General features: G+C 64.2%; 18 protein-coding genes. 12 read left to right on the plus strand and 6 right to left on the minus strand.

What is annotated here, in order from left to right; translation table 11 throughout:
* Nucleotide 1: 1 nt before the first annotated feature.
* Nucleotides 2-1,990, minus strand: coding sequence for a 1-deoxy-D-xylulose-5-phosphate synthase (locus tag BL8807_RS07250; protein WP_094725252.1), 1,989 nt, complete (start codon nucleotides 1,988-1,990; stop codon nucleotides 2-4).
* 297 nt (nucleotides 1,991-2,287) lie between these two features.
* Here BL8807_RS07250 and BL8807_RS07255 point away from each other — a divergent pair, with 297 nt between their 5' ends.
* The 9 genes from BL8807_RS07255 (at nucleotide 2,288) to BL8807_RS07295 (ending at nucleotide 14,903) form a co-directional block, all read left to right on the plus strand.
* On the plus strand, nucleotides 2,288-3,283 hold the full coding sequence (locus BL8807_RS07255) for a zinc-binding dehydrogenase (RefSeq protein WP_072726560.1): 996 nt from the start codon (nucleotides 2,288-2,290) through the stop codon (nucleotides 3,281-3,283).
* A gap of 276 nt (nucleotides 3,284-3,559) precedes the next feature.
* Entirely contained in the window at nucleotides 3,560-4,063 is a 504-nt protein-coding gene (gene purE, locus BL8807_RS07260) for a 5-(carboxyamino)imidazole ribonucleotide mutase (RefSeq protein ID WP_072726558.1), read from the plus strand.
* On the plus strand, nucleotides 4,047-5,204 hold the full coding sequence (gene purK / locus BL8807_RS07265) for a 5-(carboxyamino)imidazole ribonucleotide synthase (RefSeq protein WP_072726556.1): 1,158 nt from the start codon (nucleotides 4,047-4,049) through the stop codon (nucleotides 5,202-5,204). Before purE ends, purK begins: the two co-directional genes overlap by 17 nt.
* Nucleotides 5,205-5,271: 67 nt before the next feature.
* Nucleotides 5,272-5,658: a Fur family transcriptional regulator gene (locus tag BL8807_RS07270; RefSeq protein ID WP_072726554.1), complete on the plus strand. Its 387-nt coding sequence runs from the start codon at nucleotides 5,272-5,274 to the stop codon at nucleotides 5,656-5,658.
* 187 nt (nucleotides 5,659-5,845) lie between these two features.
* Nucleotides 5,846-6,751 carry a metal ABC transporter solute-binding protein, Zn/Mn family gene (locus BL8807_RS07275; RefSeq protein WP_072726552.1) on the plus strand — a complete coding sequence of 302 codons (906 nt, stop codon included), beginning with the start codon at nucleotides 5,846-5,848 and terminating at the stop codon, nucleotides 6,749-6,751.
* Nucleotides 6,752-6,837: 86 nt separating this feature from the next.
* Nucleotides 6,838-10,086 carry an immunoglobulin-like domain-containing protein gene (locus BL8807_RS07280; protein WP_072726550.1) on the plus strand — a complete coding sequence of 1,083 codons (3,249 nt, stop codon included), beginning with the start codon at nucleotides 6,838-6,840 and terminating at the stop codon, nucleotides 10,084-10,086.
* Nucleotides 10,087-10,228: 142 nt separating this feature from the next.
* Complete coding sequence (locus BL8807_RS07285) at nucleotides 10,229-12,460, plus strand: LTA synthase family protein (RefSeq protein ID WP_226847302.1); 2,232 nt, start codon at nucleotides 10,229-10,231, stop codon at nucleotides 12,458-12,460.
* A gap of 181 nt (nucleotides 12,461-12,641) precedes the next feature.
* Entirely contained in the window at nucleotides 12,642-13,490 is an 849-nt protein-coding gene (locus BL8807_RS07290; RefSeq protein ID WP_072726548.1) for an SDR family NAD(P)-dependent oxidoreductase, read from the plus strand.
* Nucleotides 13,491-13,523: 33 nt separating this feature from the next.
* Entirely contained in the window at nucleotides 13,524-14,903 is a 1,380-nt protein-coding gene (locus BL8807_RS07295; protein ID WP_072726546.1) for an aldehyde dehydrogenase family protein, read from the plus strand.
* Between the two features lie 193 nt (nucleotides 14,904-15,096).
* Here BL8807_RS07295 and purD read toward each other — a convergent pair whose 3' ends face one another.
* The 3 genes from purD to purF are packed head-to-tail and all read right to left on the minus strand — an operon-like array spanning nucleotide 15,097 to nucleotide 19,005.
* The gene (gene purD, locus BL8807_RS07300; RefSeq protein WP_072726544.1) at nucleotides 15,097-16,359 is read right to left on the minus strand and encodes a phosphoribosylamine--glycine ligase; all 1,263 of its coding nucleotides are present in this window, start codon (nucleotides 16,357-16,359) and stop codon (nucleotides 15,097-15,099) included.
* A gap of 24 nt (nucleotides 16,360-16,383) precedes the next feature.
* Nucleotides 16,384-17,418 (minus strand): phosphoribosylformylglycinamidine cyclo-ligase, encoded by a 1,035-nt coding sequence (purM, locus tag BL8807_RS07305; protein ID WP_072726543.1) that lies wholly within the window; start codon nucleotides 17,416-17,418, stop codon nucleotides 16,384-16,386.
* Between the two features lie 54 nt (nucleotides 17,419-17,472).
* Nucleotides 17,473-19,005, minus strand: coding sequence for an amidophosphoribosyltransferase (gene purF, locus BL8807_RS07310; protein ID WP_072726541.1), 1,533 nt, complete (start codon nucleotides 19,003-19,005; stop codon nucleotides 17,473-17,475).
* Nucleotides 19,006-19,428: 423 nt separating this feature from the next.
* Here purF and BL8807_RS07315 point away from each other — a divergent pair, with 423 nt between their 5' ends.
* The 3 genes from BL8807_RS07315 (at nucleotide 19,429) to BL8807_RS07325 (ending at nucleotide 22,522) form a co-directional block, all read left to right on the plus strand.
* Nucleotides 19,429-20,373 carry an InlB B-repeat-containing protein gene (locus BL8807_RS07315; RefSeq protein ID WP_072726539.1) on the plus strand — a complete coding sequence of 315 codons (945 nt, stop codon included), beginning with the start codon at nucleotides 19,429-19,431 and terminating at the stop codon, nucleotides 20,371-20,373.
* Nucleotides 20,374-20,612: 239 nt separating this feature from the next.
* The gene (locus BL8807_RS07320) at nucleotides 20,613-22,307 is read left to right on the plus strand and encodes a Y-family DNA polymerase (protein ID WP_072726537.1); all 1,695 of its coding nucleotides are present in this window, start codon (nucleotides 20,613-20,615) and stop codon (nucleotides 22,305-22,307) included.
* Nucleotides 22,304-22,522, plus strand: a complete 219-nt coding sequence (locus tag BL8807_RS07325) for a hypothetical protein (RefSeq protein ID WP_072726535.1) — start codon at nucleotides 22,304-22,306, stop codon at nucleotides 22,520-22,522. Before BL8807_RS07320 ends, BL8807_RS07325 begins: the two co-directional genes overlap by 4 nt.
* Before the next feature lie 152 nt (nucleotides 22,523-22,674).
* Here the strand turns inward: BL8807_RS07325 and BL8807_RS07330 are convergent, their stop codons facing one another.
* Both BL8807_RS07330 and BL8807_RS07335 read right to left on the minus strand, forming a co-directional pair.
* Nucleotides 22,675-23,109 carry a type II toxin-antitoxin system VapC family toxin gene (locus tag BL8807_RS07330; RefSeq protein WP_072726533.1) on the minus strand — a complete coding sequence of 145 codons (435 nt, stop codon included), beginning with the start codon at nucleotides 23,107-23,109 and terminating at the stop codon, nucleotides 22,675-22,677.
* Nucleotides 23,106-23,375 (minus strand): FitA-like ribbon-helix-helix domain-containing protein, encoded by a 270-nt coding sequence (locus BL8807_RS07335; protein ID WP_083570260.1) that lies wholly within the window; start codon nucleotides 23,373-23,375, stop codon nucleotides 23,106-23,108. The genes BL8807_RS07330 and BL8807_RS07335 overlap by 4 nt, the downstream gene beginning before the upstream one ends.
* Nucleotides 23,376-23,427 lie beyond the last annotated feature (52 nt).

Genomic DNA, 23,427 nt, shown 5'->3' on the forward strand with positions numbered 1-23,427 from the left:
TTCAGAGCGCGTCAAGCACGGCCGCGACGATGCCGTCCTCGGTCAGCCCATAGCGGGCGTCGAGCTCCGCCAGCGGCACGCGGTCGGTGAACTCCTTGGCCGCGCCGAAGTTGAGCGCGCGCATCGCGGCGTCTCCGGCGCGCGTGGACGTGCGCGAGTCCGCATTCGCGTAATAGGCGGTGATCTTCTCGCCCCAACCGCCCTCAAGCTGGCCGTCCTCCAACGTGACGACCAACCGATGGGAACCGCGCAGGCCCTCCAGCGTGCGCGTGTCCAGCGTCGAGCACTGCCGCGGGTTGACCACCGTCGCGTCGATGCCGTGCCGCTCCCGTAGCGTGGCCGCGACCCGCTCTGCCAGCGGATACGTGTTGCCCAAGCCCAGAACCGCGACGTCGCCGCCGGCGTGCGTGATGCGATAGCCGGTGTAATCGTCCGCCGCGGACGCGTCGGGTTCGGCCGTGAACAGTGGATAGGAACCCGCCCGTTCGGCCGCGAGAATCGGCTCGCCGGGAACGCGGATCACCACCGGACCGGTGCTCGCCGGACCGGTGGACCATGCGAGCATATCGAGGAACTCCCGCTCGCCGGTGGGTGCCAGACAGGTCAATCCCGGAATATTGGCGAACATGGCGATGTCGAACGCCCCGGAATGCGTGTTGTCGGAACCGGACAGCCCGCCGAGGAAGTCCAGCAGCGTCACGCGTGTGCCGTTCAACGCCAGCTCCTGCTGCAGCTGGTCGTAGGCGCGTTGGAAGAACGACGCCGTGGTGGCCAGCACCGGAACGCCGCCCGCCTTGGCGATGCCGGAGGCGAACGCCACCGCATGGCTTTCGGTGATGCCCGTATCCACGTAATGTCGGCCCGCGCGCTCACGGAACGCGTGGGTGATGCCGTTCGAACCCGGGGTGGCGGGGGAGATGACCACCAGTCCCGGCTCTCGCTCGAACCGGGCCTCCAGCGCGGCCATGGCGAGTTTGCCGTAATGCTTGCGGGGGTCATCCGGACGGTCCGCCGCGGCGTCAGGCGACTGCCAATGCGAGGCCTCGCATTGGCCCGCGTGCAGGTCGCGGTCGGACAGGTCGCATAGATCGGAATGCCAGGGCGCGTCTTCGTGCGGCGGCGTCGAAGGCCGGCGGGCGGCGGTATCCCCGGCGGGAGCCAATCCCAGCCCCTTCAACGTATGGATGTGCAGCACGATGGGATGGTCGATATTCTTGACCCCCTCGAAGGCGTCGACCAGCGCGGCCACATCGTTGCCGTCCTCGACGTAACGGTAGTCCAGTCCGAACGCCTGGAAGATATTGGGTTGGGCGGTGCCTCCCGAAGCGCGCAGGCGCGCCAGCGGTCCGTACATGCCGCCGAAATCGCCCGCGATGGACATCTCGTTGTCGTTGACGATGACGATCAGATTGCCGCCCTGCTCGGCCGCGTTGTTCAATCCCTCGAAGGCGATGCCGGAGCTGAGCGAACCGTCGCCGATCACGGCGATCACATTGCCGATCGGGGGGACTTCGGCCTCTTCCGCTTCGGCCGATGCCGTCTGCGCCGACATATCGCGAGTTTTCGCCAGACCACAGGCCAGCGAGATGGACGTGCCGGTATGTCCCAGCACGAAATGGTCGTGCTCGCTTTCGAGCGGATTGGTGAATCCCGTCACCTCGTCGTAGCGCTCCGCGTCGAGGTAGGCGGCGGCGCGTCCGGTGAGCATCTTATGCACATAGCTTTGGTGCGACACGTCGAAGACGATGCGGTCGCGGGGAGAGTCGAACACGCGGTGCAGGGCGACCGTCGCCTCGACCATGCCGAGATTCGATCCGATATGGCCGCCATGCGCTTTGCCGTAGTCAAGCAGCGTCCGGCGGATCTCCGCGCATAATTGGGGCAGCTGGTCGGCCGAAAGCGCCTTCACGTCGGCTGGGCCGGTGATGTTCCCCAACAATGCGCCACTCATACCCGAGGCTCCTTTCCGTTCGCTGTGCCGAAAGTGCATGATATGACCGTGGGTGGCCGAAAGGAGGCGTTTTGGGTGAATGCCCCCAACATCTCCTAATGTCCCGGCGCACGAACCGCCGCTCCAATCGCGTCCGTGCGACCCTCCCGCGCTTCGAAAACGCACATGAAACCGTTAGGAATCCCGGAATTCCGCCATAATAGGTGATGTTAGATTGTTTGAATCATGTGCGCTAAAGTCGCACGGGCGTCTGGATGATGGAACCGCGTGCGACCCCGGTCGTAATATGGTCAGACGGACGGCCATGGGGGCCGGCCTGGATCGCAAGGAGCGCACATGAAGGCCGTATACGCGTCAGGAGTCGACTACGACAACCCGCTGGACATGCTCGAAGTGGGCGAGCAGCCCGAACCCGAACCCCGCCCGTACTGGTCCACCATCTCCGTCAAGGCGGCCACCGTCAACCACCACGACGTGTGGAGTCTCAAAGGCGTGGGCCTTGCCGCCGCACAGACGCCGATGATCCTCGGCACCGACGCCGCCGGCGTCCTCGACGAGGACATCCCCGTGCGCAAAGGTCTCAAGGCCGGCGATGAGGTCGTGCTTTACACCTTCGTGGGCAACGACGGCAACGGCGTGCTGCCCGGCGAACGCCGCACCATCCTGTCCGAATGCTATCCCGGCACCATAGCCGAGAAAACCTCGGTGCCCAGCGCCAACGTGTTCGCCAAACCGAAGAACCTGAGCCTGGTCGAGGCCGCCGCGCTCGGCACCAGCTGGCTGACCGCCTATTCGCTGGTGTTCACCGCCGCGAACGTGAAGCCCGGCGACACGATCCTCGTCCAAGGCGCGGGCGGCGGCGTCTCCACCGCAGCCATCCAACTCGCCCATGCGGCCGGACTCGAGGTGTTCGTCACCTCGCGCGACGAGGCCAAACGCGTCAAGGCTTTGGAGCTCGGCGCGGACGCCGTGTTCGAGGCCGGCGCGCGGCTGCCGAAAAAGGTCGACGCGGTGATTGAATCGGTGGGTGCGGCCACCTGGAGCCATTCCGTCAAATCGGTGCGACCCGGCGGCACCATCGCCATCTGCGGCGCCACCACCGGCGACCAGCCCGGAGCGGAACTCACCCGCGTGTTCTTCCAAGACATCCGCGTGCAGGGCAACACCATGGGCTCGCGCGAGGACTTCGGCCGCCTGCTGCGTTTCGTCGAGCACGCCGACCTGCATCCCGTGATCGACTCGACCTATGCGCTCGCCGACGCGCCTTCCGCATTCAAGAAGGTCATCGACGGCGGCGTGTTCGGCAAGGTCGCCATCGCGATCGCGGACTGATCGGCCTGTCGCGCTGTCGGCGGCAAAAACCAGTTGGCACCCGTCGCGACCAGTTGGCACTTGGGCCCTCCGGTTGGCACCCGCCCCGTATGACGTTTTCGCGTCGTTACGGCATCGCAAGGATTAGGCGTTTCAGATGGGTGCCAACTGGAGCCGTCAAATGCCAACTGGGTGTGACGGGTGCCAACTGGATGCGGGAACCGCGGAGTGGCTATGAATCTTCGCCCTTGCGGCGTACAGTGGAGTCGGATTCTCAATAACCGGAGGTAAATGATAATGGCGGACAATGCAACCACGCCCGAAGTGGCGGTGATTATGGGCTCGTCCAGCGACTGGGAGACCATGAAGCGCGCCTGCGACGTGCTCGACCAGTTCGAGGTTCCCTACCACAAGCAGGTCATCTCCGCGCACCGCACGCCTGAGCTGATGGGGCAGTTCGCGCATGAGGCCCGCGCCAAGGGATTCAAGGTCATCATCGCCGGCGCCGGCGGCGCCGCCCATCTGCCCGGCATGGTCGCCGCGCAGACCACGCTGCCGGTGATCGGCGTTCCGGTGCGTTCCCACGCGCTTTCCGGCTGGGACTCGCTGCTGTCCATCGTGCAGATGCCAGGCGGCATCCCCGTGGCCACCACCGCGGTCGGCAATTCGGGCGCGACCAATGCCGGCCTGCTGGCGGTGAGCATCCTGTCGACCACCGACGAGCGTCTGGCCGAAGCCTTGCAGGAATACCGCGACGGATTGAAGGACAAGGTGGAGGAATCCAATGCCCAGCTTGTCTGAGGAAACCAAAGGACGCGTGTCCACATTGATGCCCGGATCCACCATCGGCATCGTCGGCGGCGGCCAGCTTGGCCGCATGATGGCCCTAAGCGCCCGCTATATGGGTTTCAAGGTCGGCGTGCTCGACCCCACGGAGAACTGTCCGACCGCGCAGGTCGCCGATTTTCAGGTGACCGCCGCCTACGACGACACCGCCGCCATCCGCGAGCTGGCGGAACGCTGCGACGTGCTCACCTACGAATTCGAGAACGTGGACGCCGACGCCATCGACGAGGTGCGCCATCTGGCCGCCGCGCCGCAGGGCACCGACCTGCTGCGCGTGACGCAGGACCGCGTCAACGAAAAACGGTTCATCAACGACCACGGCACCGACACCGCGCCTTGGCGCGCGGTGAACTCCATCGCCGAACTCGAATCGGCGCTCGGCGAGATCGGCTACCCTGCGGTGCTCAAAACCCGCTCCGGCGGCTATGACGGCCACGGACAGACCGTGCTGCGTTCCGAGGCCGATCTGGACGAGGTGCGCGGTTTTGGGGATTTCGCGCCGAGCATCCTCGAGGGCTTCGTCGATTTCGCGTTCGAGGCGAGCATCCTCGTGGCCGGAAACGGCAAGGATTTCGTCACGTTCCCCATCGTGCGCAACGAGCACCGCAACAACATCCTGCACATGACCGTCGCCCCGGCCGAGGTGAGCGAGGATGTGGCCCAGGCTGCCCATGAACTGGCCCTGCGGTTGGCGGACGGCTTCGCGCTCGCGGGCACGCTCGCCATCGAGCTGTTCGTGACCGAAGACGGCCGTGTGATCGTCAACGAGCTCGCCCCGCGCCCCCACAATTCGGGGCATTACACGATCGAGGCGTGCTCCATCGACCAGTTCGACGCGCACGTGCGCGGCATCGCCGGTTGGCCCATGCCGCAGCCGAAGCTGCTCAGTCCGGCCGTGATGGTCAACGTGCTCGGCCAGCACGTCGAACCGACCCGCGCGCTGATCGGAGAGCATCCCGAGTGGAACGTGCATGATTACGGCAAGGCGGAAGGCCGCCACGACCGCAAGATGGGCCATATCACCGTGCTCACCGACGACACCGCCGCGACCGTGGCGGCGATCGAGGGCACCGGCTGCTGGAACGATCTGCGATAGCGACGATGGCGGGCGGGCCGGGGCATGACGCATCCGCTCGTCCGCCGGATAAGAGGACCGAGATTTCATGGTCGAACGTATGGAACGTAATACCAAACAGAAGGACGCCATCCACGCGGCGTTGCAGGAGTGCGACGAGTTCATGTCGGCGCAGGAGCTGCACCGCAAACTGGAGGATGACGGGCTGAAGGTGGGGCTCGCCACCGTGTACCGCCAACTCAACGCCCTGGCGGATGCCGGCGTGGCCGATACCGTTCGGTTGGATGGCCAGCAGTTGTTCCGCTTATGCGGCGATGACGGACATCACCACCATCTGGTGTGCAAGAAGTGCGGCAAAACCGTTCAGGTGGATCCGCCCAGTGAAAGCTGGCTGCGTAAGGTGGCTTCGGCGCATGGGTTCACCGTGGAGTCGCACACCTTGGAGGTGTTCGGTTTGTGCCCGGACTGCCAGTGATGGGATCGGTGATGGGGCTGCGGCGGGATCGCCGTCGGCCGCGTTGAAACCGTCGCATGGATGGCTGCGGCTGGGTTGCGTATGGAATATGGAAACCGCTCGGGACACTCGGGCGGTTTTCGCATATCCGGGGATAGTGTATGGTTGTTAATGAAAATGAATCTCATTAACAATGGAGAGGTTAAAGATGATGCGTGAGAACCTATGGAAGCGGACGCTGGCGGGTGTGACGGCGATTTCGATGATGGCGGCATTGGCGGCCTGCGGTTCGGACGGAAGCGGCTCGACGGCAGGCGACGGCGATGGGATCGCCGTGGTCGCCTCGATCAACCAGTGGGGTTCGGTGGCCCGCGAACTCGGCGGCGACCTGGTCGATGTGACCACCATCATGAGCAACACCGGCGTGGAGGCCCACGACTACGAGCCGACCAGCCAAGACGTGGGACGGTTCGCTTCGGCGCAGGTCGTCGTGGTGAACGGCGCCGACTACGACTCCTGGGCCGTCAAAGCCGCCGAATCCACGCAGGCAACACTGGTGGATGCCGCCGAAGCCGCGGGCAAGACCTCCGGCGACAATCCGCATGTGTGGTTTTCCGCGGATGTCCGCTCCGCCACGGCCGATGCGATCACCGAGGCCTATGTCGAGGCCGACCCCGAAAACCAGGCCACGTTCGAACAGCTCAACGAAGCTTGGCATGAGCGTGAGGCCGCTCTGGAATCGGCGATCGAGACGGCCGCCGCCACGACGGGCGGGCTGAATTACGCCGCCACCGAATCCGTCGCCGCGTATCTGGCCGACGACCTGCAGCTCGACGACACCACCCCCACCGGGTACGCGCAGGCCACGGCCAACGACAGCGAACCCACCCCATCCGACCTGAAGGAGTTCATCGACGCGTTCGCCGGCGGCGACATCGCCCTGCTGGTGGTGAACACGCAGGAATCGAACGCCACCACCGACCAGATCGTCCAGTCCGCCGAACAGGCCGACGTGCCGACCGTCGGGATCACCGAACAGATGCCGGCCGAATACGACGACCTCATCGCATGGATGGAGGCGCTGGTGGGAGAATTCACGCAGGCGGTCGAGTAAGGGCGCGACGCGGGCGATGTCGGTTTTCTTGGGTGCGATGCTACGCTTGGGGCTTTTCGCCCATATGACGAACACAAGGAGACTGCATGCGCGCGAAAGTCATTGCCGCACTCGCAACAGCGGCGATACTGGCTTCCACGTACGTTCCCGCGGCCGCCGCGGCCGACATCCAACAGTGGGATGAGCGGCAGGCGCCCGTCCTCTACGGCACCAAGGAAATGACATTGAAGGTGGGCGACCCGTACGCGCCGAACGAGGCCGCCTACCGCGTATACGCCAAGGACATCGAGGACGGCGACCTGACGCGCGCCGTCGAAACCACGGGCGATGAGATTCCCCTCACTGACGGCGCGGTGGACGCGGAGGCGGCCGGCAACACGTACACGCTGACCTCGTCCGCGACGGATTCGGACGGCAACACCGCAAGCATGACGACCACGGTGCGTGTGTTGCCCGCCGATTCGACCGAGCGCCGTTCCATCGTGCGCAAGGTCTACAACAACGCAAGCGCCTGGAACACACAGCTGCAGGGCATCCTGCGTATGGACGCCCACGACCGCCAGACCGTCGGACTGAGCGTGCCCGCGGGAGGCAGCGTCGAGGTGGAGGTCCTCACCGGCGACACCGACGTCAAATTCACCTGGCCGACGAACGACACGCACACCGACGGCGAAACCGTCACCGTGAAACCGGGGCGGAGCGCCACCCTGACCGGCTCGACCGCCGGCGCGTCCCCGCTGACCGTATACACGCCCATGAACTCGCGCGGCGAAGGCTCCACCGACAAAGACATCACCGTGCGCTTCACCTACGGCGACGATGCCCGCCTGACCCCCTACTACTATCTGGGCGACGACCAAGGCGAATTCTTCTCCCGATGGGACGAGGCCTACGCCGAAGACGGCGACCCGTACGCGCTGGTCGAAAGCGGCCGGTCGATGACGCTGATGCGCAACGACATCGACAAAGCCAATCTGTTCCGTCTCTTCCCGACGCTTGACAAAGCGCTTACCTACTTCGACGACATCATCCAGCGGGACGACGAGCTCATCGGTCTCGACGCCCGCGCCATCGACCCCCTCGACCAGCAGGTGCGCAGCAAGGAGTTCTTCCGCGCCAACATCCACGGAGCCGGCGGCGCCTACTACAGCGGCGACCACGTCGGCGTGAACGCGGAATACGTATGGTCCCTCTTCGATAAAGGATGGGGACTGCTGCATGAGATCGCGCACGGCTACCAAGGAACGCTGGGGCGCAACAGCGGCAGCTTCGACGGCGGCGAGACGAGCAACAACGTGCTGGCCTACTATGTTCAGCACAATACCGACATCCTTGATGTGAAAGCCGTCGGCTGGGACTACTGGTGGGACCGGCAAAGCGGGGAGCTCTCAGTGAACCGCGACTACCGGCTGACGCCGGACTCGCCAAACTTCGAATGGAACCATCCGCTGCTCAATGCCTACGTCAGCATGCTGGACGCCGTGGGCCAGTCGGCTTACCGAGACCAGTCCGCCAAAGACGCCAACGGCCGCGAACCGCTCGGCGTGGTCAACCACTGGTATCGCGCCTACCTGAACGCCGGCGGATCGATCACCAACGAATCCGCGTGGCTGTTGGCGCTTGCGGACAACTATGGTGTGGATTTCGCGCCGTTCCTCGACGCGTGGGGCGTCGAGATCCCGTCCGACACCCGACGCCAGTTGCAGGAGCGTCCCGATCTCGATCGGATGGTGATTCTCGCGGACGCGATCGGCGTCGACGAGTTCGGCGTCAGCGCGGATCCGGATTTGGAGTCCGCGGTGATGGCCTCGTTGGGCACGACATACCGGTTCCAGGTCGTCAAAACCAGTCTGCTTGCGCAAAGTTTGCATGAGGCGGGCGCGAATCCCTCCGGCACCGTGGAAGTCTCCGTCTCCGGCGCCGATTTGGACGGACGCAACATCCACGTCGTCAACAACGGAACGACCGTCGCCGTGCTGCCGATCGCGGACGGCAAGGCGAGCGGAACGCTGCCGACCGGCTCCTACCAGCTGCAGGCTCCGCTGGCCGACGGATATTCGCAGCCGATTCTCTCCGATATCACGGTTCTTCCGGGAGCGACCACGCGGGCGACCGCGCGCTACCGGTCCGACGGCCTGCTGACCGGCGGCGGATTCCGTCTGCTCGGCCAGTGGTATGGCACGCTCGCCTTCCAAGCGACATTGGATGTCGACGACCATGTGCTGAAGGTCACGTTGGGACAGAGCAACACCGGATGCGGCGGCTACACGGGCGCGGGCGACTGCGCGGCCGTCACCGTCACCGACGATGCGGGCACCGTCAAAACCACCACGGCGGGCAAAGTCGCGCAATGGGTGCTGCCCGGCGGCACGGCGCATTTCTCCGATATCAGCGGTGGTGACGACAATCCGAACGTGCCGCTCGCCATCGGCGACAGAATCGTTGTCCGTTGGCATTTGTGGAACCGTAACGACCGCACCCAATTCACCGATGAGAACGGCGCCGAACAGACCGCCAACCGTATGACGGCCATGGAGGAGACCTATGAGGTGACGGCGGCCGGACTCGTTCGCGCCGGCATGGATGACGCCGAGCGCGACGCGATGATCGGCGACATGGCGAAGCGTCGGCTGGATGAGGCACGCGATGACTGGGACGAGTCCCGACTGGCCAATCGCCGGTACGACGTCGGTCGCCGAGCCAGCGTCGCCTTATGGTACGCCTTACTGCCCGAAAGCGAGCGGGATGAGTACGCGCAGTTCATGGATATGGTACTGCACGGTTCCAAGCCGGTGATTCAGCTGACGGACGCCGAAGTGACCGTCAGCGAAGGCGACGCGTTCGATCCGAGCGAGTATCTGGCCTCCGCCACCGATGTGGAGGATGGAGATATCTCCGGTCGGGTGATGGCGGATGTGCCGCACGATATCGGCGAGGTCGGTGAGCATACCGTCACCTACGCGGTGACCGACAGCGACGGCAATGCCACCGCGGTTCGGCTGGACGTCACTGTGGAGGCCGGGGAGGATCCCGATCCGGATCCAACACCCGACCCGGATCCCGCTCCCGATCCGGATCCCGCTCCCGATCCGGATCCAACACCCGACCCCGATCCGGAACCGGAGCCCGAAACCCCGGACGACGGTGCCGGCGGTTCCTCTGACGATGGGAATGGCGGACAGGACGATGAGAATGGCGGACAAGACGACGCGAGCCAGGACGAGGGCCGCGCCCTGGCCAGCAGCGGCGTCTCCGTGTGGTGGCCGGCCGTCATCGCATTGATGGCGGGACTATGCGCCGTGACGGCGGCGGCGCTGCGCCTGAGGCGACGGTAAGGGGAAAGACAGGGAACGTTCAGGGAAAGTCAGGGAAGCGTCGAGCATATCGTGCGGATAGGCTGGCAATCGTCAGGGAAGCGTGACGATACACGGATTCTCATTGCGTTTGTCAGTGATGGCGGCGAGAATGAAGATTTGTATGTCTGAACAGAACGAACGAACCAACCAACGAAACGCGAGCCGTGAAGTGCAGGCCATGAACAACGAGAACACCTCCGAACAGACGCAACAGCCGGACGATATCGAGGAGCTGACCATCGTCCGTGCCGGCGACGCCGGCGATGGATCACGCCCCCGAAAGTCGGGTGTGTTCGGGAGATTCGGCAAAGGCCGTGCCGGACGCGACCGGTCCGACCGTGGCGAAACCGCGCGCAAGCCCTTCCCCGGATGGCTGTACGCCGTGCTGTTCCTCGTGTTCGACGCCGTCGGCGTGGCCGCGCTGGAGATCGGCGTGAGCCAGACCTCGGCGCGCGTCCAACTGTCGAACAACATGAACGTCACCGGCTGGGGCTTCGTGACCAAGATGTGGACCGACCTCAACTTCGTGGCCGTGCTCAACCTCATCCTGGCCGGCGTCATCTACCTCATCCTGCTGATGCTCTTCAACCGCTTCTGGATCGCGACCCCGGTGTTCCTCGCGTTGGCGATCATCGTCGCGGTTATCGAGTATTTCAAGATCTCGATTCGTTACGAGGCGATCCTGCCCTCCGACCTGAGCTTCCTCGGGTCCAACACCGGCAATCTCATGAGCTTCATGCCCTCCGGCGCGCATGTGACCGTCCTCATCGCGATCGGCGTGTTCGCGGTCTTCGTGGCGATGTGCGTCGCGCTCAACCGCATCGACGGACGTCACGGCCGTCTGTTCCGCGGGTCGGATGCGAAAAGCCGCTCGTTCAACGCCGTCGCCCGTCTGCTGCTCATCCTCGTGCCGGGTCTGTTCTTCGGTTTGTACGCCATGCAGGTGAGCACGGTCGGCTCGTGGGCCAAGAACTTCTCCTCGGCGATGGGCGACAAGCCCTCGATGTGGGATTCCGTCTACGACGCGCAGCGCAACGGCCCGCTGGTCGCCTTCGTCCGCCAGCTCAACCCCAAGGTGATGGAGGAACCGGAGGAATACTCCGAGGAGACCATGCAGGAGGTGCTCGCGCGCTACACGCAGGCCGCCGAGGAGATCAACGAGACCCGCTCCGCGAATATGACCGACAGCACCGTGGTCTACATCCTCTCCGAATCCTTCTCCGACCCCGAGCGCGTGCCCGGACTGAAGGTGAACAAGGACTCGATGCCGAACATCCGCGAAATCAAGGCGAACACCACCTCCGGCCTGATGCTTTCGTCCGGCTATGGCGGCGGCACCGCGAACCTCGAATACATGGGACTGACCGGTCTGTCGATGGCGAATTTCGACTCGTCGCTGACCAGCCCGTACCAGCAGCTCGTGCCGACCCAGCATTGGACTCCGACCATCAACCAGATGTGGGGCGCGCCCGCCAATTCGTTGGGCTTCCATCCATACGAGTCGTCCATGTACTCGCGCGCCACGAACTATGAGAAGTTCGGCTTCTCGCATTTCTACACGTTGACCGGCGACGACCAGATCAAGTATCAGGACACGATCGACGATTCGCCGTACGTCTCCGACGAGGCGACCTACAAAAGCGCGCTGGAGAAGATCGCCGAGAACGACGGCGACCAGTTCATCCAGATCATCACCATGCAGAACCACATGCCCTACCACGATTGGTATGCGGACAACGACTTCACGGCCGAATCCACCGACCCCTCCCAGCCGTTGGACGAGGACGAGCAGGAGTCCATCGAGACGTACCAGAAGGGCGCGTCGATCACCGACGAGGCCACGCAGGAGTTCCTCGACCAGCTCGACGAGCTCGACAAGCCGGTGACGGTCGTGTTCTACGGCGACCACCTGCCGGGCATCTACTCCACGGCCAGCGAGGACGAGAACAATTCGCTCGCCCTGCATCTGACCGACTACTTCATCTGGTCGAACAAGGCGTCCGGCACCCAAGGCAACGACATCGACAACGACGAGTACTCGTCGCCGAACTACTTCGTGGCTCAGGCCGCCGAACACATGGATGCGAAGGTCTCGCCGTATCTGGCGTTCCTGACGTTGATGCACGAGAAGATCTCCGCGATGGAGCCGCCGGTGGTCAACAGCATTCAAGGCTGGGACCGCATTCCCGAAGGCCAGAACATCTATCTGGACGCCGACGGCAATCCGATGGCGGAAAGCGACTTCGACGAGGAGACGCAGCAGCTGCTGGAGGACTACCGACTCATCCAATACGACATCACCGCCGGCGCGGGCTATCTGGAGGACACCGATTTCATGACGCTGCCCAGATAGCGCGGCGCGATCGCGCGGACATGGCGGGACCCGCGGCCGAATGGTTCGCGGGTCCCGCCATATGCGTCGCGTGCGTTCCGTATCGTACGCTGCGCGCCGATATGGTTGACGAAGCAAACACACCCGTCAATATTCTCGTGTGGCGGCATTACACTGGAACGCACGGCGAAAGGAGCGTTCCATGTCCACGCATCAGTATTACGAAGGCGCAAGTGTGGTGGTCACCGGGGCCGGTTCAGGCATCGGCCGTCTGATGGCGCTGAAAATCGTTCAGGAGGGCGGTCGCGTCGCGGTGTGGGACATCAACGCCGCCGCGGCTGAGGAGACCGTGCGCTTGGCGGAGGAGCGCGCGTCGGCGCTCGGGCCGAAAACGGGCGCGTGGCCGCGCGCCGCGGCGTTCGCCGTGGACGTCACCGATTCGGCGGCCGTGCGTCGCGCCGCCGCCGCGACCATCGACACGCTCGGCAAGGTGAACGTGCTGATCAACAACGCCGGCATCGTGTCCGGCGCGCCGTTCGAGGAGCTTTCCGAAGCGCAGGTCCGACGCACCTTCGAGGTCAACACGCTGAGCCTGTTCTGGACGACCAAGGCCTTCCTTCCCGAGCTCAAACGCCACCGCCGCGCCGCGGTCGTCACCGTGGCCTCCGCCGCCGGCATCGTCGCGGTGGCGAAGCAGACCGACTACGCGGCCAGCAAGTTCGCCGCGGTCGGCTTCACCAACTCGCTGCGCAGCGAACTGAAAAAGGCCGGTTCGCATATCAAAACGCTTACCGTCTGCCCGTATTACATCGACACCGGCATGTTCGACGGCGTGACCACCAAATTCCCGCTGCTGCTGCCGATCCTCAAGGAACAGGCGGTGTCCGACCGCATCGTCGAGGCCGTGGCCAAGGGACGCGAACGCCTCATCATGCCGCCGTTCGCCGCCGTGGCCGGCGTGGTGGCCGCGCTGCCGCCGAAAATCGCTGATCCGATCTACGGGTTCTTCGGACTCAACGAAGGTATGGACCACTTCACCGGCCGTCGTTAGAACGCGCAATCGGCCAGCCAGCAAAGGAGCATCATGACCAGCGACATCTTCTCCCGTCTCCAGCGCACGTTCCGGTCCGGCCGCACCAAGCCGTTGTCGTGGCGGCGGTCCCAGCTCGACGCGATGCGCCGCATGCTCGCCGAGAACAAGCAGGCGATCATCGAGGCGGTGCGTGCCGACCTCGGCAAACCGGCGTCCGAAACGCTGCTGATGGAGATCGATCTGGTGATGGATGAGGCGCGTTTCGTGCGCCGCCGCATGGGCATGTGGTCCTCCCGCCATCCCAAGCCCATACATTGGCTGCTGCAGCCGGCGTTCGGTTGGACGCTCGCCGAACCGAAAGGCGTGGCGCTGGTCATCTCCCCGTGGAACTATCCGGTGCTGCTGAGCCTGGAGCCGATGGTCGACGCGATCGCGGCCGGCAACGCCGTATGCCTCAAGCCTTCGGAACTCTCACCCACCATCTCGCATCTGTTGGCGGAGCTGGTCGCCCGCTATCTCGATCCCGACGCCTTCGCCGTGGTGGAGGGCAGTCCGGAGGAGACGACCGCGCTGCTGGAGAAGCCCTTCGACCATATCTTCTACACCGGCGGCGGCCGCGTCGGCAGGATCGTCATGGAGGCCGCGGCGAAGCATCTGACGCCGGTCACACTGGAGTTGGGCGGCAAGTCGCCGTGTTTCGTGGACCATACGGTGAATCTCAACACCGCCGCGCGCCGCATCGCCTGGGGCAAGTTCACCAATGCGGGGCAGACCTGCGTGGCCCCGGACTATGTGCTGGCCACGCCGGACATCGCCCAGATGCTCGCCGACCGCATCGCCCTCGCCGTCACGGAGTTCTACGGCGACGACCCGCGCCAATCCTCCGATTTCGCGCGCATCGTCAACGAGCGTCACTTCGACCGTCTGACCGGACTGCTGGCGGATGGCGGACGACTGGTCTGCGGAGGCCAGACCGACCGCGCCGACCGGTATATCGCGCCCACGGTGCTGTTCGGCACCTCGCCCGACGCGCCGGTGATGCGTGAGGAGATCTTCGGTCCGATTCTGCCGATTCTTGTGGTGCGCGACGCCGACGCCGCCATCGATTTCATCAACGAGCGCAGCCGTCCTCTGGCGGCCTACGTGTTCTCCCGTGACGCCGAGACGCGGAAGCGGTTCGAACGCGACACCAGCTCGGGCGCGTTGGGATACGCGATTCCGCTCGGCCATCTCATCTCCAGTCGTCTGCCCTTCGGCGGCGTGGGCGGCTCCGGCATAGGCGCCTATCACGGCAAGGAGGGATTCAAGGTGTTCAGCCACGTCAAAACCGTGGTCGACAAGCCGCAGTTCCCCGACACCCTGCAGGTGGTCTATCCGCCGTTCACCACGCTGCGTCAGGCGTTGATCCGCATCGTCGCCAAGCTCAGCTAGCGGCCGGTCCTCTCCGCCGACGCGTTCGGACCATACTTGGGAACCAACCGCTGCGGCCGTCACGACCATCGTGACTGCGACGCATGGCGAGGATGGGGGAGTGAGGGGAGAGAAAACCGTCGGCATCGAAAATCCCCCGTTGTCCGCACGCGCACGCTTGCGGACAACGGGGGATAGGCCAGTAGGCAGGACGTCAGGCGCTCAGCGCTTTGGCTCCGATGTCGTGGCGGTAGAACATGCCGTCGGTGACCAGCGGATCGATGATCGCGTAGACCTTGTCCTGCGCCGCCTTGATGTCGTCGGCGGTGGTCTCCACCAGCAGCACGCGGCCGGAAGAGGCGACCAGGCCGTCCGGACTGTTGGCCACGCCCGCGTAGTACACGTGGGAATCCTCGTCCACGGCGATTTCGGGGATGGACGCGCCCTTGACCACATTCACCGGATAGCCCTCGGCGGCGAGCACCACGCCCAACGTCGCACGCTGGTCGTCCCACGTGAATTCGGGGGTGCCTCCGTTGAGCAGCGTCCAGATGCCCGCGCCCAGATCTGAGGTGAGCTTCGGCAGCACGACCTCGGTTTCGGGGTCGCCGAAGCGGGCGTTGAACTCGATCACCTTCGGGCCGTCGGCGGTGGCGATCAGACCGGCGTAGAGGATGCCGGTGAACGGCGTGCCCTCGTCGGCCATGGCCTGGACGGTGGGGCGCACGATGGTCTCGATTGCCGCGTCGACCACATCCTGTCCGATCTGCGGCACCGGGCTGTACGCGCCCATGCCGCCCGTGTTCGGGCCCTCGTCATTGTCGTAGGCGCGCTTGTGGTCCTGCGAGATCGGCATGGGCCAGAAGTCGGTGCCGTTCACAAAGCTCATCAGCGAGAATTCCTGACCCTCCAGGAACTCCTCGATCACCACCTTCGCCCCAGCGGCGCCGAAGCGGTGGTCCACGAAGATATCCTCCAACGCGGCGTTCGCGGTGTCGATATCCATGGCCACGGTCACGCCCTTGCCGGCGGCCAGACCGTCGGCCTTGATCACGATCGGCGCGCCCTGCTCGGCCACGTAGCGCTTGGCGGGCTCCAACTCGTCGAAGGTGCGGTACTGCGCGGTCGGAATGTTGTGCCGGGCCATCAGCTTTTTGGCGAAGTCCTTCGACCCTTCGATCTGGGCGGCGGCCTTGCTCGGACCGAACGCCCTGATGCCGGCTTCGGCGAACGCGTCGACGATGCCCTCGATCAGCGGCACCTCAGGGCCGACGAACACCCAGTCGTAATCGTTCTTCTGTACGAAGTCGATCAGCGCCGCATGGTTGGAGGCGCTCAGCGAGGTGGTGTTGATGCCGTCGAGTTCCATGCCCGGATTGCCGGGGGCGACGGTCACCTCGTCGACGGATCCGCCGCGCAGCAGCGTGTGGGCGATGGCGTGCTCACGCGCGCCGGAACCAATGACCAGAACCTTCATAGCTGTGTTTCCTTTCAGGGGATATCAGACGAGTTCCACGTCGTCGTTGGCTTTGGCGACGATCTCGCCGATCCTATAGGCCGCCTCGCCGTTGGCCTCAAGCAGGGCGAGCGTCTCGTCGGCGCGGGCCGCGTCCACGGCCAGCACCATGCCCACACCCATATTGAAGATATTGAACATCTCCATATGGTCGATTTCGCCGGCCTGTTCCAGCACGTCGAAAATCGGCAGCACGGGCCACGAGCCGAGCTGGATGCGCGCGGTGAGACCATCGGGGATCATACGCGGGATGTTCTCGATGAAACCGCCGCCGGTGATATGCGCGACGCCCTTGACCACACCCGCGGCGAACAGGGGCTTCAACGCCTTGACATAGATCGTGGTGGGGGTGAGCAGCACGTCGCCGAGCTTGGCGCCGCCAAGCGCCTCCAGCTCGGTGTCCACGGTGTAGCCGGCCTGCTCGAACAGGGCCTTGCGCACCAAGGAGAATCCGTTGGAATGCACGCCGGATGAGGGCAGCCCGATCAGCACATCGCCCTGGGCGATGGCCGATCCGTCCACGATGGCGGATTTCTCGGCCACGCCGACCGCGAAGCCGGCCAGATCGTATTCGTCCTCGTCGTACATGCCCGGCATTTCGGCGGTCTCGCCGCCGATCAGACCGGAGCCGGCCTGAACGCAGCCGTCGGCCACACCGGCCACCACCTGCTCCAGCAGCGCCGGATCGTTCTTGCCGCAGGCGATGTAATCGAGGAAGAACAGCGGTTCCGCGCCCTGCGCGGCGATGTCGTTGACGCACATGGCCACGCAGTCGATGCCGATGGTGTCGTGCTTGCCCGCCATCTTGGCCACCATCAGTTTGGTGCCCACGCCGTCGGTGCCGGAGATCAGCACCGGCTCCTTATAGCCGAGCGAGGCGAGGTCGAACAGGCCGCCGAAGCCGCCGATGCCGCCCACCACGCCCGGGCGGTCGGTGCGGGCCACATGCGACTTGATTCGTTTGACGACTTCGTAACCGGCTTCGACGCTGACTCCAGCGTTCTCATATGCTTTGGGCATTGGCGGACCTTTCTTGGTGCTTCTTCATATGGATTTGGACGGATGTGATGTCGGTTAGAGTTTCGGCTGCCATTCGCCGGGCTTGAGACCCTTCTGGCAGGAGTATTCGTTGCCTTCGTACTCGCTGTCGTCGAGCGCGAATCGGGGCAGTCGCACGCGGTCCTCCGGGGTGATCGAGGCGAGGAAATCCTGTTCGTAGTCGTCCAGCGCGGTGGGGTAGTCGCCGTTGAAGTAGGCGACGCACAATCCGCCGTAGGGGGCGGCCGCGTTCAGACCGATCGATTCGACCAGTCCGTCGAGCGAGAGGAAGGCGAGCGAGTCGGCGCCGATGAAGTCGCGGATCTCCTCCACGCTCTGCTTGCTGGCGATCAGCTCCTTGGTGGTGGAGATGTCGATGCCGTAGAAGCAGGGGTATTTGAGCGGCGGGGAGCTGATGCGCATATGCACCTCGGCCGCGCCCGCCTCCTTGAGCAGCTGCACGATGCGGCGTGAGGTGGTGCCGCGCACGATGGAATCGTCGATCACGATCACGCGCTTGCCTTTGACCACGCCGCGCACGGCGGAGAGCTTCATGCGCACGCCCTGCTCGCGCAGCTCCTGCGTGGGCTGGATGAAGGTGCGGGCCACATATTGGTTCTTGATCAGGCCCATCTCATTGGGCAGGCCGGACGCCTCCGAATAGCCGGATGCGGCGGAGAGGGAGGAGTTCGGCACGCCGACCACCATATCGGCTTCGACCGGCGACTCGGCGGCGAGGCGGGCGCCCATGCGCTTGCGGGCGGAATGCACGTTGACGCCGTAGATGTTCGAGTCGGGGCGGGCGAAGTAGATGAACTCCATCGAGCAGATCGCCAGCTGGGTCTCGTTCGTGTACTGCACGATCTTGTATCCGTGCTCGTTGACCACCACGATCTCGCCGGGGCGGATGTCTCGCACGAGCTCGGCGCCGACCACGTCGAGCGCGCAGGTCTCGGAGGCGAGCACGTAGGCGCCGTTCTTCATCTTGCCCAGGCTCAATGGGCGGAAGCCGTTCGGGTCGAGCGCGCCGATCATCGCGTCGTTGGTCATCAGCAGGTAGGCGAAGCCGCCGTGCACGGTGTTGAGCGCCTCCTTGAGCTTGTCCATGAAGGTCGGCTTGTCGGAGCGGCGGATGAGATGCATCAGCACCTCGGTGTCGGAATTCGAGTGGAAGATCGCGCCCTCATCCTCCAGCTTGCGGCGCAGCGACGGGCAGTTGGTGAGGTTGCCGTTGTGGCACAGGGCCACATCGCCGTCATGGAAGCGGAAGATGAACGGCTGGATGTTGTCGGTGGTGCCGGAGCCGGCGGTGGCGTAGCGCACATGGCCGATGGCCTTGTCGCCTTTGAGACGCTGGATCTGGCGTTCATCGGCGAACACCTGGGTCAGCAGTCCCAGGCCGCGGTGGCCGATCAGCGTGCCGTTGTCGTTGGAGACGATGCCCGCGCCCTCCTGGCCGCGGTGCTGCAGCGCGTGCAGGCCGAAATAGGTGAGACGGGACGCGTCCGGGTGCCCCCAGACGCCGAAAATGCCGCATTCCTCGTGGATATCTTCGAGCTCAGCAGACATGCCCAGCGACTTCCTTCCGTGTGGTGAAAGTTGTAAGAAGTACCGCCTGTTCGATACCCCATCACCTTACCAATCGGGGCTAACAACGGCCTTTGCCGTGCGGGTCACGTCTGAGGGCGCTGTCGGCGGCGGTGCGACGGGGGTGTGGGGTGAGGAGATGGGGTGGTCCGGCGTTGACATAGCGCCAAGCGACATCAGGCTCCGTATGGTATCCTCGCGCAAAGGAGGCGATATGTCGCTGGCGGTCCGTCCACAATGGTTGCGGGAACGGGCGCGCCCGAATCCTTCGGTCGGGTTTTCTTTGAGAGAGGTGTGATTGCTATGGGGGTATGCCCACAGAGACGATATGACGATTCCGCGCGCGCGTCCGGTCCGCGTGGCGGTTGTTGCGGCCGTGTCGCTGGTCGGTTGTGGATGAAAACGATGGCATGGGTTCTTTCCGTCGTGATGCTGGCGGCGCTGGCCGGTTGGGCCGTTCCGGCCGCCTCGGCCGATGAGCCGGCCGCTTCCGCCGAAGTGACGGTTGACTTCGACGCCGACGGCGGTTCCGCCGTCGAATCGCAGAGGGTCGCCGCCGGCGGGCTTGTCGCGGCCCCGGACGATCCCACGCGGGACGGCTATGTGTTCGACGGATGGTGGACGTCCGCCGGCGACGATGGGCGTCTGTGGGATTTCGATGCCGATACCGCATCCGATTCGATGACGTTGACCGCGCGTTGGCTGGAGACCGACTTCGTGGTGAACATCGAAGACGGCTGGGTGTGGGTATGGACCGACAATGAGGATGCGCAGGTGATCTGCGCCGGTGACGGTTGTTCCACGCACGAATGGTTCGACATCGGAGAGGATGGCATATGGATAGCTCCGACGAACGGCGATGAGCGCACTCTGGTCGTGCGCCGCGGCTCCGGCCCCGAGCACACCTTGGTCACGTGGACTCCTGCGGATTACGAGGATTGGCTGACGGCCGAGGTGTCGGGAACCTCGGTGGAGTTCTCCGCCGAGTCGGCGGACGGCGAGGCCCCCGTGGTCTATCGCGTCTACGACGAGACGTTGGGGTTCATCCGTGAATCGGAGGAAACCGGACGTTTCGACGATCTGTATCCCGACAGCTATGTCGGGTACGCATACTGGCCCGCGACCGACATCGAGTTGGGTGTGCTTCAGGTCTCCGCCACTTGCGAATTCGAGACCGTGGAGACCTCCCAGTCCGACTCCGACGACGCTTCCGACGGTACGGCGGCGGACGTCGCCGACGTGGATATCCCCGATGCGGGCGTCATCGCGGTCGCCGTCGCGGGTGCCGTTGTGGCGCTCGGCGTCCTCGTCGGAGCGGCGTTGGTGGCGCGTCGTCGCCGCAACCGATGATGCCGCTGCCATAACGTGCGATATCGCATCGCGAACCAGACCCGCGCCATATGACGCGGGTCTTTGCATGGGACGGATTTTTCGTGAGGCGGGGAGGCGTTGGCCGGAGCGCGAACACCCGACATGTGAAATCGAACATTTGTTCGATGGGTTGGGTAGTATGGACGGTGTACCGATGGTCGTGCGGATGATCGGAGGGGAGTGTGGAGGAGCGGACGAACACCACAGGCGGAGCGGCTTTGCGCGGGCGGGGAGGGCCCTGTGGCCGCGTCTATATCGCCGTCGACCTCAAATCCTTCTATGCCTCTGTGGAGTGCCAGGATCTTGGACGTGACCCGCTGACCACGCATCTGGTGGTGGCGGATCGGGAGCGCACATCGAAAACCATCTGTCTGGCCGTCTCGCCGTCGCTGAAGGAGTATGGTCTGCCGGGACGCGCGCGGCTGTTCGAGGTCGAGCAGAGGATCCGCGAGGTCAACGCGGAGCGTCGGTTGCGCGCGCCGGGGCGTCACTTTGTGGGCTCGTCCACCGATGCCGGCGAACTGGCCTCACATCCCGAACTTGCGGTGGAGTTCATCGCCGCCAAGCCACGTATGGCGCGTTATCTCGACCACAGCGCGCGTATCTACGGTGTGTATCTCAAATACGCGGCGCCCGAACATATCCATGTGTATTCGATCGACGAGGTGTTCATCGACGCGACGCCGTATCTACACGCATTGGGGATGACCCCGCATGAGCTGGCCACCGTGATCGTGCGCGACATCGCCGAAACCACCGGCATCACCGCCACCGCGGGCATCGGCACGAATCTGTACTTGGCGAAGGTCGCCATGGATATCGTGGCCAAGCATGTGGCGGCCGACGAGCAGGGTGTGCGCGTGGCCGAACTCGACGAGATGTCGTACCGGCGGCTGCTGTGGGAGCACCGCCCGATCACCGACTTTTGGCGGGTTGGGCGTGGATACGCGAAAAAACTCGCCGCGCACGGACTCGACACCATGGGCGATATCGCACGATGTTCGCTCGGCCGCGCCTCCGACTATCACAACGAGGATCTGCTGTACCGGCTGTTCGGCGTGAACGCGGAGCTGCTGATCGACCACGCGTGGGGCTGGGAGCCGTGCACGATGGCCGATATCAAGGCATACAAGCCCGAGGGGCACTCCATCAGCTCCGGACAGGTGCTGCAGGGGCCGGCGGATTTCGATACGGCGCGGCTGATCGTGCGCGAGATGGCCGATGCTGTTTCGTTGGATCTGGTTGACAAAGGATTGCTGGCCCGTCATCTGGGATTGATGGTGGGGTACGACATCAGCAGTCTCGATCCGGCCAAAGCCGAATGCGGGCCGGTCAAACCGAAAGCGCCGGCCAGCGAATACCGCGGGCCGGTCGCCGTGGACCATTACGGGCGGCGCGTGCCCAAACCGGCGAACAGCTCGTGCGATCTGGGAGAGCACACAGCCTCGTCCACGCGCATCCGCGAGGCGATGATGGCGCTCTACGACCGCATCGTCGACCCATCGCTGCTGGTGCGGCGCGTCACCGTGGTGGCCGCCGGATTGGCGACGCGGGCCGAGGCGGAAGCCGCCGCGGCAAGTTCCTACGAACAGCCGGATCTTTTCGACGCGAGTGATGATACGGCTGTGAATTCCGAATATGGTCGTGCGGTGAGCGGTATGGTATCCGATGGTGTCGCATCGAAGTTTGGTCTGGAGCCGGAGTCAAGTCGGCGTATGGCGCAGGCGGGAAGCGACTCGTCGCGTCGGATATATGACGCGACCGAGCGCAATGAAGCCGAAGCGGAGGTGCAGCGCGCCATCGTTGATATCACGCACAAATTCGGGCGCGGCTCCGTCATCAAAGGCATGAATCTCGAGCCCGGCGCGACCGGGCTGCAACGCAACCGCCAGATAGGAGGCCATGCCGCATGAGCTTGAAGGAAACCCACCGCTACGACGACATCATCGACCTGCCGCACCACGTTTCGCCGCGCCGTCCGCGGATGCCGCGGCAAAACCGCGCCGCCCAATTCATGCCCTTCGCCGCGCTCGCCGGCTATGAGGACGTCATCGCCGAAGCCGGCCGCCGCAACGCCGAAGCCGTCGCCCAAGCTGACGCCCCCGCCGACCTCATCGACGGAGCATAACGGCTTTTGGCGCGGCAGACGTAAGGGTTGTACGCGAAGTTTTCAAAGTATAGTTGGAAAACTTCGCGTTGGAACCAGAGTTTGCCAACTATACTTCGAAAACTTTGGCGACGGTTTCGCCATTGCCGCGACAAGCTGATTGAGTTGTTTGGCTATGCGGCGGTCTCCCATGGGTTGACGAGGGGAACGCCGGTGTGCTGGAAATCCTTGGTGTTGCGTGTGGCCAAGGTGCAGTCGTTGGCTTGGGCGATGGCGGCGATCTGCGCATCGGCCAAGCCAACGGGGTGTCCGTGCGCATCAAGGTCGGCTCGGATAAGGGAGCATCGTATGCCGGCGTCGCGGTCAAAAGTCAGAATACGGTTCTCATAGTTTCGCATGGTTCTTTTAATGGTTTCGGCCATGACGGAACGTCTTGCGCCTTGCGGCATGCGCCATAGTCCGTACATCATTTCCATAATGGTGATGGATGATATGTAGGCCCCATCGTTCTGCTTCAACCAGGCGATCACCGTTGGGTTGGGGGTTGGCTTGTAGAACTCCGAGATAACGTTCGTGTCGACCAGAATAGGTCGTGATTTGTTGTTCATTCGAAATCCACCGGTCTTGGTTGTTCGTTCTTGTCTCGAGGCATGGGTTGGAATTCGTCCTCGTCGATGCCGCCATCAAGTAGTTCAGTGCGGATGCGTTCGAAGAATTCCCAATCCGAAGCCTTGTGGGCCACCCATGAGGCGGCGAACTCCTCAAGCACGGAGCGCGCCTGCGCCTCGGTGGAACGGCCGTTGGCCTTTGCCGCCTTGGCCAGAGTCTCTTTAACGTCTTCGGGAAGCTTGCGAATCAACAGTGATGTGGTCATAATGCCCCTCCTTAGGTTTGATATCACAATGATATCAAAAGGTGGGATTCTT

Source organism: Bifidobacterium lemurum (genome assembly GCF_014898175.1).
Taxonomy (GTDB): Bacteria; Actinomycetota; Actinomycetes; order Actinomycetales; family Bifidobacteriaceae; genus Bifidobacterium; species Bifidobacterium lemurum.